Annotated in this window: 14 protein-coding genes; 11 read left to right on the top strand and 3 right to left on the bottom strand. The window is 44.5% G+C overall.

Going from position 1 to position 12,847, the window contains the following annotated elements:
* Window positions 1–22: 22 nt before the first annotated feature.
* Window positions 23–760, bottom strand: a complete 738-nt coding sequence (locus ACYVGZ_RS06360; RefSeq protein WP_460752806.1) for a MipA/OmpV family protein — start codon at window positions 758–760, stop codon at window positions 23–25.
* Window positions 761–1,001: 241 nt separating this feature from the next.
* Here ACYVGZ_RS06360 and rpsF point away from each other — a divergent pair, with 241 nt between their 5' ends.
* The 6 genes from rpsF to ACYVGZ_RS06390 all read left to right on the top strand — a co-directional run bounded on the left by rpsF (window position 1,002) and on the right by ACYVGZ_RS06390 (window position 6,138).
* A complete protein-coding gene (rpsF, locus tag ACYVGZ_RS06365; RefSeq protein ID WP_460752808.1) occupies window positions 1,002–1,409 on the top strand; it encodes a 30S ribosomal protein S6 in 408 nt (135 codons plus the stop codon).
* Between the two features lie 23 nt (window positions 1,410–1,432).
* A complete protein-coding gene (gene rpsR / locus ACYVGZ_RS06370; RefSeq protein ID WP_067013623.1) occupies window positions 1,433–1,663 on the top strand; it encodes a 30S ribosomal protein S18 in 231 nt (76 codons plus the stop codon).
* A gap of 21 nt (window positions 1,664–1,684) precedes the next feature.
* Window positions 1,685–2,545, top strand: a complete 861-nt coding sequence (locus tag ACYVGZ_RS06375; protein ID WP_460752811.1) for a hypothetical protein — start codon at window positions 1,685–1,687, stop codon at window positions 2,543–2,545.
* An 18-nt stretch (window positions 2,546–2,563) separates the two neighbouring features.
* Window positions 2,564–3,007: a 50S ribosomal protein L9 gene (rplI, locus tag ACYVGZ_RS06380; protein ID WP_460752814.1), complete on the top strand. Its 444-nt coding sequence runs from the start codon at window positions 2,564–2,566 to the stop codon at window positions 3,005–3,007.
* 116 nt (window positions 3,008–3,123) lie between these two features.
* Window positions 3,124–4,500 carry a replicative DNA helicase gene (gene dnaB, locus ACYVGZ_RS06385; protein WP_460752817.1) on the top strand — a complete coding sequence of 459 codons (1,377 nt, stop codon included), beginning with the start codon at window positions 3,124–3,126 and terminating at the stop codon, window positions 4,498–4,500.
* 75 nt (window positions 4,501–4,575) lie between these two features.
* Window positions 4,576–6,138 carry a methyl-accepting chemotaxis protein gene (locus ACYVGZ_RS06390; RefSeq protein ID WP_460752820.1) on the top strand — a complete coding sequence of 521 codons (1,563 nt, stop codon included), beginning with the start codon at window positions 4,576–4,578 and terminating at the stop codon, window positions 6,136–6,138.
* Between the two features lie 43 nt (window positions 6,139–6,181).
* On the opposite strand, the gene bioA is transcribed toward ACYVGZ_RS06390, so the two are convergent.
* Together bioA and ACYVGZ_RS06400 are read right to left on the bottom strand one after the other, a co-directional pair.
* Window positions 6,182–7,462, bottom strand: coding sequence for an adenosylmethionine--8-amino-7-oxononanoate transaminase (bioA, locus tag ACYVGZ_RS06395; protein WP_460752823.1), 1,281 nt, complete (start codon window positions 7,460–7,462; stop codon window positions 6,182–6,184).
* Between the two features lie 70 nt (window positions 7,463–7,532).
* Window positions 7,533–8,270 carry a ComF family protein gene (locus ACYVGZ_RS06400; protein WP_460752828.1) on the bottom strand — a complete coding sequence of 246 codons (738 nt, stop codon included), beginning with the start codon at window positions 8,268–8,270 and terminating at the stop codon, window positions 7,533–7,535.
* Between the two features lie 37 nt (window positions 8,271–8,307).
* On the opposite strand from ACYVGZ_RS06400, the gene bioB reads away from it, so the two are divergent.
* Genes bioB through bioD form a run of 5 tightly spaced genes read left to right on the top strand, consistent with a single transcriptional unit; the run spans window position 8,308 to window position 12,837 of the window.
* Window positions 8,308–9,360 carry a biotin synthase BioB gene (gene bioB / locus ACYVGZ_RS06405; RefSeq protein ID WP_460752831.1) on the top strand — a complete coding sequence of 351 codons (1,053 nt, stop codon included), beginning with the start codon at window positions 8,308–8,310 and terminating at the stop codon, window positions 9,358–9,360.
* Window positions 9,353–10,537 carry an 8-amino-7-oxononanoate synthase gene (gene bioF, locus ACYVGZ_RS06410; protein ID WP_460752833.1) on the top strand — a complete coding sequence of 395 codons (1,185 nt, stop codon included), beginning with the start codon at window positions 9,353–9,355 and terminating at the stop codon, window positions 10,535–10,537. Before bioB ends, bioF begins: the two co-directional genes overlap by 8 nt.
* 17 nt (window positions 10,538–10,554) lie before the next feature.
* Entirely contained in the window at window positions 10,555–11,358 is an 804-nt protein-coding gene (locus ACYVGZ_RS06415; RefSeq protein ID WP_460752836.1) for an alpha/beta fold hydrolase, read from the top strand.
* Window positions 11,342–12,139 carry a malonyl-ACP O-methyltransferase BioC gene (bioC, locus tag ACYVGZ_RS06420; RefSeq protein WP_460752839.1) on the top strand — a complete coding sequence of 266 codons (798 nt, stop codon included), beginning with the start codon at window positions 11,342–11,344 and terminating at the stop codon, window positions 12,137–12,139. The genes ACYVGZ_RS06415 and bioC overlap by 17 nt, the downstream gene beginning before the upstream one ends.
* Window positions 12,140–12,147: 8 nt before the next feature.
* Complete coding sequence (gene bioD, locus ACYVGZ_RS06425; protein WP_460752842.1) at window positions 12,148–12,837, top strand: dethiobiotin synthase; 690 nt, start codon at window positions 12,148–12,150, stop codon at window positions 12,835–12,837.
* Window positions 12,838–12,847: the final 10 nt, after the last annotated feature.

Consider the following 12,847-nt stretch of genomic DNA (forward strand, 5'->3'; position numbering starts at 1 on the left):
GGATCCTTTCTTTTCAAAGGCGTTAAAAACGATAGTTAAAGCCGGCCATAAATGTCGTGGCCTTATTGTCAGAAACTATTGGGCTGTTTAAGACATCTTTGTCATATTGGTTTTGTCTGACGGAGCTGAAAACACTAAGTTGATCATTAATCGGGTAGATTGCTCTTAAGCCAAAGGAAGTAACACTAGTAGAAGGTGGATTATAAGCAGCGATACGTCCACCGACTCGAGCAGACTCTGCCGCACTCACACCAAACAGATGGTTGCTTAATTTTTCACTGTTATAGCGATATGAAACAGATGGAATAAGCTGCCAATTTCCAATAGGGATAGGGTAGCCTAAAGATATTTGGGCAAAATACCCCTCATGTTCACCACTAACGTCTTGGGCGAGTTTAGTGGAAATGGGCCCTAAGCGATAGGCTAGGAATGCCATGACACTAGGGTCTCGGTCGTCTAGCATCTTCATGTCGACATTGTCTGAGTCATCTGCTTCAAACCCTGACATGTCGTACCTTACCCCAGCAGATAAACTTTGTAATCCATTATTTGGTAGTAATTGATAGCCAACTTCTGGGAATTTAAAGAAAAATCGGTCGCTGCTGTAAGCAATATTAGGGAGGAGTTTGTTGGCGGTATCAATACCTCGATAAATGCTTTGGGAATAAGCGCCAGCTAAACCAAAGCTGCCCTGAGCCTGAGCGAGAGTTGGAAGGCTCAGAATAAGTAAAAGGGACATTCTTGTCTTGGTATTTGTCATAACAAACTCTTCGTAATATCCATGTAATGATGTGTGAAGATTTTAGCGACTTTACTAGCGAACTGTAAAACAAAAAATCCAAAAAGTATGTTGCTTTGTTTCTTTACGAGAAGGTAAAAGGATCGTTTACAAATTGTTCAAACCTGCTGTATAATACGCCTCCCTGTAAATCAATACTCCTTGTCTCACAGCTTTTTAACAGGGGAAGTGTGGAGACTAAGAACCCATAAGGAGAGCTTAAATGCGTCATTATGAAATCGTCTTTCTGGTTCACCCAGATCAAAGCGAACAAGTACCAGCAATGGTTGAGCGTTACACTAACCTAATCACTGAAGATGGTGGTCAAGTTCACCGTCTAGAAGATTGGGGCCGTCGTCAACTAGCTTACCCAATTAACAAAATTCACAAAGCACACTACGTTCTTATGAACGTTGAGTGTTCAGAAAGTGTTTTGTCTGAATTAAACGACACTTTCCGCTACAACGATGCCATCATCCGTAACATGGTGATCCGTCGTAAAGATGCGGTAACTGACGTTTCTCCAATCAAAGCTTCTGAAGGTCGTGAAGACCGTCGTTCAGCTCCTCAGCGTGAAGAGCGTAACAACGAAACTGCTACTGAAGAAGTTGCAGAACAATCTGAAGATTAATTTATTTGAATTAGGAGATACTCATGGCTCGTTTTTTCCGTCGTCGTAAGTTCTGCCGTTTCACTGCAGAAGGCGTTAAAGAGATCGATTACAAAGATCTAGAAACACTAAAAGGTTACATCACTGAAACTGGTAAAATTGTACCTAGCCGTATTACTGGCACTAAGGCTCGTTACCAGCGTCAGCTAGCGACTGCAATCAAACGCGCTCGCTACATTGCTTTACTTCCTTACACTGATAGCCACTTTAATTAAGTTGCGGATCGAAGTACCAATATGAGCAGTCTTGCAAATTGGGTGATGAAGAAACCACGAAATGCCGTCATTGGCGTTGCTGTGTTCAGTATCATTCCTATGTTGTTTTGGCTTGCTGCTGCCATTCTTGGTTTGGTGGTGCTTCGTAAAGGTGTAAAAGAAGGAATACCGGTATTAGCTTGGGGGTGTCTGCCTGCATTAGTCATGTGGAATCTCCAAGGTGATGCAACCGCGTTAATGGTGTTGCTGAATGTGGCCTTGTTGAGCTATTTGCTTAGAGCAACAATGTCTTGGAGTTGGGTGTTACTGGCTGGCAGCGGTTTAGTTGTTTTCAGTACCCTTGTGCAGCCTCTGCTGATGTCTGACATGTTAGGTCTTATTGTAGACTTAATTATGCAGGTTTTGACGTCAGAAGGAGCAAGTGTGCCAGAAAGAAGCTTGATTTTAGATCAGGCTGTGATTGCAGTTTCAACCATTCAGGTGGTTTCAGCAGTCGGCTCGTTATTTTTAGCGAGAAAGTGGCAGGCCGCACTTTATAATCCAGGTGGTTTGCGTTCAGAGTTTCATCAGTTACGAATGCCAGTGGCATTTGTTTTGGTACTTGGGGCTATGTTGCTCATTGGTGAGAGTGTAGAGGGACGTATGTCTGTGCTTGCTCAAGCTGCTGTACCGGCCTTGGTACTACCAGGTTTAGCGCTGGTGCATGGTATTCTAGCAAAGAAAAGAATTGGGATTGCTGGACTTATTGCGTTTTATCTATTGGGATTTTTCGTATTAAACGTATATTTTGTAAATGCTTTAATTACCTTATGTGTAATTGATAGCTTTGTTGATATTCGCAAACGAATCCAAGATAAGCCGTCCGGCTCAAGTAATGGTTAATAATTAGAGGTGATCGAGATGGAAGTTATTCTACTCGACAAAGTAAACAAGCTAGGCGGAATTGGTGACGTTGTAATCGTTAAACCAGGCTTTGCTCGTAACTTTTTGATTCCAAACAAAAAAGCTGTAATGGCTACAAAATCTAACTTGGCTAGCTTTGAAGAGCGCCGTGCTGAACTAGAAGCTCAAGCAAACGAGCGTAAAGCGGCTGCGACAGCTCGTGCAGAAGCGCTTGAAGGCAAAACTTTCACTATTACAGCGAACGCTGGTGACGAAGGTAAGCTATTCGGTTCTATCGGTACTCGTGACATTGCTGAAGCAATTTCTACAGAAGTAGAAGTGTCTAAAGCTGATGTTCGTCTTCCTGAGGGTGCGATCCGTCAAACAGGCTCTTTTGAAGTTGATATTCAACTACACGCTGAAGTTGTTGTAACAGTAACTTTGTCTGTTGTTGCTGAGTAATTAAATAAGATTTTTGATCTTATTAAAAAAGGGTGTCTTGTTTGCAAGATGCCCTTTTTTTATGGGCGTGCTAAGCTACTCGCCTTGTTTTCTTGTCACATCTAAAGGATAAATTTGTGCAATCAGATGATTCTAGTGTCGCGTCTATTAAGTTGCCACCATACTCCATAGAAGCCGAGCGTTCTGTTATCGGTGGTTTGATGCTGGACCCTGCCGCTTGGGAAAAAGTATCGGAAATTGTTCTTGCTGATCATTTTTACCGTCCTGAGCATAAGATGATCTTTGCTGTTATTGCCCGTCTTGCTGACGAGTCAGAGCCTGCGGATGTAGTAACAATAGGTGAACTATTAGACAAGCGCGGTGATCTAGAATCTATCGGCGGTATGGCCTACCTTATTGAAATAGCAGAATCTACGCCCAGTACCGCTAATATAGCAGCGTACGCTGATATTGTTAGAGAGCGCTCTATTTTGCGCAGCTTGATTACGACAACAAACGATATCTCTGCTCGAGCTTTCCATCCTGAGGGTATGACCGCCGCAGAAGTGTTGGATGAAGCGGAACGAAAAATCTTTCAGATAGCGGAAGGTGGAGAGAAGAAAGGCGGCCCTCGTATTGCCGCAGACATCCTGAGTAAAACCGTTGATAAGATTGATGAACTTTATCATCAAGATGGTGCGATTACAGGCTTAAGTACAGGCTTTACAGACCTGGATGCCATGACAGCAGGGTTGCAGCCATCCGATCTTATTATTGTGGCAGGGCGTCCTTCAATGGGTAAAACCACCTTCGCCATGAACTTGGTAGAAAACGCCGCTATGATCAGCGATAAGCCAGTTATAGTATTCAGTCTGGAAATGCCTGCAGAGCAGTTGATGATGCGTATGCTTTCGTCCCTTGGCAAGATTGACCAAACTCGCATGCGCTCAGGGCAGCTTATTCAAGAAGACTGGGATAAGTTGATGTCGGCGGTGAAGATGCTGAAAGACCGCAAGCTGTTCATCGATGATACTGGTGGCATTAGCCCTACAGAGATGCGCTCTAGAGTTCGTCGTATTGCTCGTGAGCACGATGGTGTGGCGCTGATAATGGTGGATTACCTTCAGTTGATGCAGATTCCAGGTTTTAGTGAAGGCAGGACAAATGAGATTTCTGAAATCTCACGGTCCTTAAAAGCCATTGCCAAAGAAATGGAGTGTCCTATGGTGGCGCTATCTCAGCTAAACCGAAGTTTGGAAAATAGGCCCAATAAACGCCCGGTAAACTCAGATTTGCGTGAGTCTGGAGCGATAGAGCAGGATGCCGATGTTATCTCGTTTGTGTATCGTGACGAAGTGTATAACGAGGACACCAAATATAAGGGTATTGCGGAAATCATTATTGGTAAACAACGTAATGGCCCGATTGGAACCTGTCGATTGTCCTTTGTAGGTAAGTACACGCGTTTTGAGGATCTAGCACCAGATGCTTACCAAGACTTTGACGAAGATTAAGGTTTTGTAAGATTTTATGTAATATTATGTTGGTATTGGTTTTTTTTAATGCTGCTTTGAAGGACAAAAGAGAATATGCGTAAGATGCCGGTGACAAATAAAGAAAACGATTTTCCTGATCATTATGTTTTGGTGTCGAGTACGGATACGAAAGGGCGCATTACTTTTGTAAATGATTGGTTTTGTGAGGTGGCAGGTTATTCACGAGAGTCACTGATAGGTTCAGCCCATAATATTATTCGCCACCCTGACGTTCCCCCATCTGTCTTTGCTGATATGTGGGGAAATTTAAAGCAGGGTAAAAGCTGGATGGGGTTGGTTAAAAACCGCTGTGAAAACGGTGACCACTACTGGGTAAGTGCCCATGTGAGTCCTTTGCTTGATAATGGCAAGGTCATTGGTTATGAGTCCGTAAGACGAAAGCTAGCTGAGGCTGAAAAACAGCATGCACAAGAGGTCTATGACAGACTTAATCAAGGTAAGACCCTATTACCTTGGGTGAGTAAAGTGACTTCACTGTTGTCTAATACCTCCTGGCTAATGGTGATGGTGTTGCTACTACTGGCCATAACAAGTTTGTTTTCTGAATACCGGGCTTTGCAATTTATTGGCCCATGTATTGCTTTGTTGGGGGCATTAATAAGTTATGTGCAACAAAAGTCGACTCGTCAGGTGCTTACGTCATTGCCTGAAGAAGCTCACAATCCAATTGGACAGTACTTATATTGTGGTGAAGTGGGGCCAAATGCTGCGATAAAATTCGCACAAATTCATCGTGAAGCAGCATCGAACACCTTTCGTTATAGGCTAAAAGAAGGTGCCCAGCAATTGCGACTGCGTGCTACTCAAGCGAAGAATCATGTGACATCAAATTTATCGAATTTTAATAAGCAGAGAGCCACGTTTGAGAATGTTGTGGCGGCGAGTAGTCAGTTGTTGTCTAGTGTGAATGACGTGTCCAGTCATGTTCAGGTAGCTGTGTCTTCTACGGAGTCTGCAGGCCAGGTATCTCGTGAAAGCCGTGCTTTAGCGGAAGAAACAGGGGCAACTATTCGTCAGGTTTATCAAGAAGTTGCGGATGCAAAGACTGTAGTCGCGGCTTTAGCAGAGCGAAGTGACAGTATTAATGAGATGGTCAATTCCATTAGTGATATTGCAGAGCAAACCAACCTATTGGCTCTTAATGCGGCAATTGAATCGGCTCGTGCAGGTGAAGCCGGACGAGGCTTTGCGGTGGTGGCTGATGAGGTGAGAGCTCTGGCGATTCGCACTCAGAATGCAACCCAAAATATTAACAAAATGACGGAAGAGCTAAAGGAAAAAACCACTAATGTAAGCGAAACCATCGATAAAGGGGCTATTGTTGCTCAAGATGGTGTAGATAGAGTGAATCAAGTGGCTGAAAAAATGAGTGATATCGAGCAGGCCATACAGAATATTGTTGATATGACGGCTCAAATTAATGTGTCTACTGAAGAGCAGGCAAGTGTTGCAGGCAATCTCAATGAAAAAATGGCTGAGGTAGATGCCCTCAGCTTAAGCAGTATTGAAAAGGCTCAGGGCATAGTAACCAATATTTCTCATATTGAAGAAGAGGCTTATGAGCAAGGAAATCTCGCGGAGCGCATGAAATCCTAGTAATAAGCTACGCCCTCCAAACTGTGCTTGAAGGGCGAGTGATTTAAGTTAATTCACGGGCTACCTGATAAATGGCTTGCCCAAGGCTGTCTATCTGCTCTTGCTTGATGATATAAGGTGGCATTAGGTAAATAAGTTTGCCAAACGGTCTCACCCACACTCCTTGTTCAACAAATTTAGGCTGAATTTCATGCTGGTTGACTGCTTCATGTAATTCTACTACCCCAATCGCGCCTAGGCAGCGAACTTCTTTTACACTTTTTAACTCAGCACAGGGAGCTAGGGCTTGTTGCATCCAGTTTTGTAGTTGGCCAATGTGTTGTGTTATATCCCATTGCTCTAGTAGGTCAAGGCTTGCGTTGGCTGCAGCGCAGGCAGTTGGATTGGCCATGAAAGTGGGGCCATGCATAAAAACACCGCCTTTGTCGCTAATGCCTAAAGCGACCTTGTCACTGGCTAAGGTCGCAGCAAGCGTCATATAGCCTCCTGTTAGGGCCTTGCCTAGGCACATGATGTCAGGTGAAATTTGGCAATGGTCGGTAGCAAAAAGCTTGCCTGTCCGGCCAAAGCCGGTGGCTATTTCATCAAAGATCAATAAGATATCAAACTCGTCACAGAGCGCTCGTAGGGCATCTAGGTAGCCAGGATTGTAGAACCTCATCCCTCCTGCATTCTGTACAACGGGTTCGATAATAAAACCAGCAATCTGGCTATGGTGCTTAGAAAATACCTCACGTATTTCAGTCAAATAGTTTTTGTCTAACTCAGAATCAAAGCCTAGTGGTGGGGGTGAGACGAAATACTGTTGGGTAAGGGTGCCAGTGAATAAACTGTGCATACCATTTTCAGGATCGCATACGGACATTGCGGCAAACGTGTCGCCGTGATAACCGCTTTTGGGCGTCACAAAATGCTTTTTCTGTTCTTTACCTTGATTGTGCCAATATTGAATGGCCATTTTCAGGGCAACTTCTACGGACACTGAACCAGAATCAGAAAAAAACACTCTGGTTAGGTTATTAGGGGTCATGCGAATGAGTTTTTCGGCTAGCTCAATGGCTGGCTTGTGAGTAAGGCCCCCAAACATGACGTGAGCAAATTGCTCTACTTGTTGGTTGACAGCCGAATTGATAACAGGGTGGTTGTAACCGTGAATCACGCTCCACCAAGAGGACATACCATCAATAAGAGTGCGGCCATCCGCTAAGTGTATGTGGCACCCTTCAGCTCTTTCTACTAAAAAGTGAGGGGTCGGGTGGCTCATGGAGGTGTAGGGGTGCCAGAGAAGTTGTTTGTCTAATTCAACATAGTCTTGCTGTGTCATGTGGCTATTTCTCAGAATTAAATAAGGGCAGATACTAAACAATGTGTATGTCATTGACTAGCTACAAAGATTATTTTGCTGGGGTTCGTGCAATTACCCAAACGTCAATGCGCTTTGCGCCAGCTTTCCTTAGAACCTGAATGCAGCTGTTGAGTGTACTGCCGGTTGTCATTACATCATCAAAAAGAGCGATGTGCTGGGCAACAGGTTTTATAACCTGATATGGATTAATAGGTTGAAGGAGTCGTTCCTTTCTAGAAAGTTTGTGTTGCTCTTGGGTGTGGAGGACTTTTTTAATTGGTGAGCGGAGTGGAATCAATAACCGAGTTGCGCCCATTTGAGTAAGGGTTTGATGCAGAGTCTGACTCATGGTTCTTGTTAGACAAAATCCCCGTTCTCTTAGTCGTTTAGTATGGCTGGGGACGTATATAAGCTCTTCTGGCCAGCTACGCGTCTGATACTCTTTCCAGAGTTGTTGGCTAAAAGCATAAATTAAAGGCTCAATGAAATGCCATTTCTGATGGAATTTGCAATCGTGCAGTAGTTTTTTGATTAGGCCGTCAAATTGATAAGGGGCACAGCAGTAATCGAATAAAGGTGTGTCAGTCTGGCAACGTCCGCAAAGGTTGCTATGCTGAGTGCTGGGCTCTTTGCAGGTGGGGCAGCAAAGAGTGTTGCGTATTAGGCTGTTTAAGCAGTGTTGACATAGACTATTTTGGCTGATTTGCTGGCAAATATAGCACTGATTAATTAATGTTCTTTTGTAAACCGACTTATTTAATGAGGTTGACAGTTTTCTCCAGTTCATTAGTATTGCATCCTTGCATTGATGGATTGAGGGAAATATGTCACAAATTAACTTTGAACCGCGCTTTGATTGGACTCACGATGAAGTTAAAGCGCTTTTTAATCTGCCTTTTATGGACCTGATGTTTCGAGCTCAAGCGGTTCATCGTGAGAACTTCACAGCTAATGAAGTTCAGGTTAGTACGCTTCTTTCTATAAAAACAGGTGCGTGCCCTGAGGATTGTAAATACTGTCCTCAAAGTGGCCATTACAACACTGAGCTAGAGAAAGAAAAGCTCATGGAAGTGCAAAAGGTGCTAGAAGAAGCCAGTTTAGCAAAAGACAAAGGGGCGACTCGGTTCTGTATGGGGGCGGCGTGGAAACACCCCTCTCAAAAAGATTTTCCTTACGTACTAGAAATGATTAAGGGTGTTAAATCATTAGGTTTAGAGTCTTGTGTCACACTTGGTACGCTAAATGATGATCAAGCTAAACAACTATCCGATGTGGGGCTGGATTATTACAATCATAATCTAGATACCTCAGCCGAGTTTTACGACAGCATCATCACTACCCGCAGTTACCAGGATAGACTGGATACTTTGTCCCGCGTCCGCGATTCAGGGATTAAGCTATGTTGTGGCGGTATTATGGGAATGGGTGAAGAAGAGAAAGATCGAGTAGGCTTGCTACGTCAATTGTCGCAAATGCAGCCTCATCCAGAGAGTGTGCCTATTAATATGCTAGTTAAAGTTGAAGGGACCCCTCTTGAAAACGTAGACGATCTGGATACCTTTGACTTTATTCGCACTATTGCGGTTGCACGTATTTTGATGCCGAAATCTCATGTTCGCTTGTCTGCGGGCCGCCAAGGAATGAATGAGCAAACTCAAGCTCTATGTTTTATGGCTGGGGCGAATTCTATTTTCTACGGTGAGAAATTACTGACAACAGGCAACCCAGAAGCGGATAAAGACATGGCATTATTCGCCAAACTGGGTATTGCCCCAGAAAAGCGTGAAGAGCATTCTGACGAGGCTGTTGTAGACGCTATTGCTGCGCAAGCCGTGCGGCAAGAAGAGGCTAAGCTTTTCTACGATGCCAATGCCTAATTCGCCTGATTGGATGACGCAAGCCTTGCAGCAAAGAGAGGAGCAAGGCTTATTGCGTCAGACTGTTACCTTACAAACTCCACAGCAAACACGAATTAATATCGCTCAACGTGACTATTTGGCGTTTTGTTCAAATGACTACTTGGGCTTAGCCAATCACCCAAGAATCATTAAGGCTTTACAAAAAGGGGCGCAAGATCACGGTGTTGGTGGCGGTGCTTCGCACCTTGTTTGCGGGCACCTGTCAATTCATCAGGCGCTAGAAGAAGCTCTGGCTGATTGGTTGGGGTATGAGCGTGTCATCTTGTTTAGTACCGGATACATGGCGAATTTGGCTGTGATTTCTGCCTTAGCAGATAAACATAGGCCAGTGATTCAAGATAAGCTTAATCATGCCTCGCTTATCGATGGAGCGAAGTTGGCTGGTGCTGCCGTGAGACGTTATTTGCACAGTGATCTGGAAAGTGCCAGTAAGCTACTGGCAAAGCAATCGCAGCCGGGCCTACTGGTTAGCGATGGTGTATTTAGTATGGATGGTGATCTTGCACCATTAGCCGGTTTGGCTTCTTTGTCGTCTGCACAGGATTGGCTTCTGATGGTGGATGATGCCCACGGGCTAGGGTGTCTGGGGGAGTCAGGTAGAGGAAGTATGGAAGTATGTGGGCTCTCTAGTGAGCACATTCCGCTTCTCGTGGGCACTTTTGGAAAAGCCTTTGGTACAGCAGGCGCGTTTGTTGCGACAAATAATACCTGTGCAGAGTATTTAACCCAATTTGCACGTCCTTACATTTATACCACGTCTATGTCTCCCGCGATGGCGGCAGCAACCTTAGCGTCGCTCAAACTAATTCAATCTGATGAAGGCAGGCAAAGGCGGCAGCAATTGCGAAGTAACATTGCTTACTTTCAAAAGCGTATGCAAGGTATGTCATTAGAACTAATTGAATCGACTACCGCTATTCAGCCTGTCTTGGTGGGGGGGGCGCAAGCAGCATTAGATATGAGTGATCAACTGAAAGAATTAGGTGTGTGGTGTACGGCCATTCGCCCTCCTACCGTACCTGCTGATACTGCTCGATTACGAATAACCCTGAGTGCAGATCATAGTTTGCAAGATATTGACCTGTTAGGCGATTCCTTGGAGCAAGTGTTAAACTCTTTGGCAATCTATAACTGAGTCTATTGAGGGCAGCCATGCGTAAGCGCATTGAAACAGAGCAATTTGGAAATATTGACCAGCCAGCCATTTTTATGTTGAGCGGATGGGGCATGCCCAAAGAAGTAATGCGTCCTTTTGCTAAGCGATTAAGTGAAAAGTTTTATGTTGTGTTAGCTAGTTTGCCAGGCATTTCTCAAACCGAAGCTTGGATAGATCGTTCAAGAACTGGTATGAACTATGATATTGATGCATTGAGTGAGCAGTTTATAGAGGCTGCACCAAAAAATGCTTGGTGGTTTGGCTGGTCTTTAGGGGGCATGATCGCCACTTATATTGCAGCTCGACGTTCGAGCTGTGTTAAAGGTCTGGTTACTTTTGCCAGCTCCCCAAGCTTTGTTCAGCGCGATAGTTGGCCATATGGCATGTTAGAGGCTGAGTTCGATCAGTTTGCGAGTTTAATAGAGAGTTCTCCTATCATGGGATTAAAGCGTTTTTGGGGTTTGCAGGCGAAAGGAGCTCAGAACACCAGAGAGTTGATTAAGTTGTTAGCGGCCCAGTGTCCGCCAGAGCGGCTTAACTCATCTGCATTAAATGGTGGCTTAAGGCTGTTAAAATCTTTAGATGTGCGTCGTGAAATGCGGGTTTTAAATGTGCCTAATCTTCATATTATCGGAGAGGATGATGCTTTGGTGAACCCCCAGGGGCTAATGGATTTAAGCTGTCAAAACGAGCAAATGACACTGCGTGTGGTGGAAGCTTGTGCGCATCAAGCGTTTATAGAGCATGAAACATTGTGTTATCAAGAAGTAGAGAAGTTTGTTAATGCCCATCCAGGATAATACATCAACAATTGGTTATAAGCGCCAAGTGGCGAAGCGCTTTGATCGTGCAGCAATGACATATGATGAGTACGGTTTATTTCAACAAGAAGTGCTGCAATCCTTATTTAATCTCATTCCAGAACAATATTTTTCAAGCGCCCTTGATGTAGGGACGGGAACAGGGCAAGCCATTGGGGTTTTGTCTCAACGTGCACAGACGCTTACCGCACTTGATTTGTCGTCAAGAATGATAGAGCAAGCAAGGGCTGAATTTTCCTTTGAGTCAAATGTGAATTATGTTTGCGCGGATATGGAAAAGCTCCCGTTTCCAAACAAAGTGACCTCTTTGGTATTCTCAAGTCTAGCGTTGCAGTGGTGCTTGTCTTTAAATGATGTATTTTCTGAGCTGTATCGTGTTCTGGACGATAAGGGCTTTTTAGTATTTGCGACTTTGTCACAGGGGTCTATGCCAGAAATACAAGAGGCGTGGCAAGGTGTGGATGAGCAATCTCACATTCATCATTATGTAAGTCACGACAATCTATTAAAAGCTGTGTGTTTGGCTGGTTTTGACATTCGTGAGCAACGCTTAGATACGGTTACTATGTGGTTTAATTCACCAGAAAAAGCCATTCACTCTTTAACAAAAGTGGGGGCGAGTCTTGTTGGGAAAAGGGGTGATAGCGCTTTAGCGCCAGGCAAATGGCGTCGCTTTTTACAGCAGTACGCCAAGCAAAAAAGCCAACAAGGGGTGCCGCTGAGTTATCAGGTATCGTTTGTTGTAGCATATAAGAGTTAAGGGGATAGATGAAAAAACGTTTCTTTATTGCCGGCACCGATACGGATGCTGGAAAAACCTTTGTTACCTCAGGGTTGTTGCGCGCCGCCAATCGTGCAGGACTGCGCACCATAGGGCTTAAACCTGTTGCCGCTGGGGCGTCTCTTGAAAATGGACGTTTAGTAAATGACGATGCCTTGCAGCTTCAGCGGGCAAGTAGTGTTAATTTGCCGTATGAGCAAGTGAATCCAATTGTTTTAGAAGCGGCTATAGCGCCTCATATTGCCGCTGCTCAAGAGGGACGAATGGTAACGGTTTCACGGTTAGAAGGCTTGCTCAAAGGCAGTATGTTAACGCCCCATGAGCTTTGTTGTGTTGAAGGCGCAGGAGGTTGGCGGGTTCCTTTAAATGATAGAGAGTTTATGTCTGATTTGGCAATCACTTTGGCCTTACCTGTAATCTTAGTGGTCAATATGAAGTTGGGTTGCTTAAATCATGCAAGACTCACCCTAGAAGCCATTGCGCGGGATGGGCTAACCTTAGCTGGTTGGATTGCGAATGATGCACAACCGGTCCCTATGTCATGTCGTGAAGAGAACTTGCTTAGTTTGCAAAGCGTTTTGCCAGCTCCATTTTTAGGCGAGGTTCCTTGGCAGCAGGAGAACGAACAAACTGATGAGTCTTTTGATCAAATCTTTACGCGCCTATTCTCATGCTAGGGGTTGAAAG

This window comes from Marinomonas epiphytica (genome assembly GCF_054780655.1).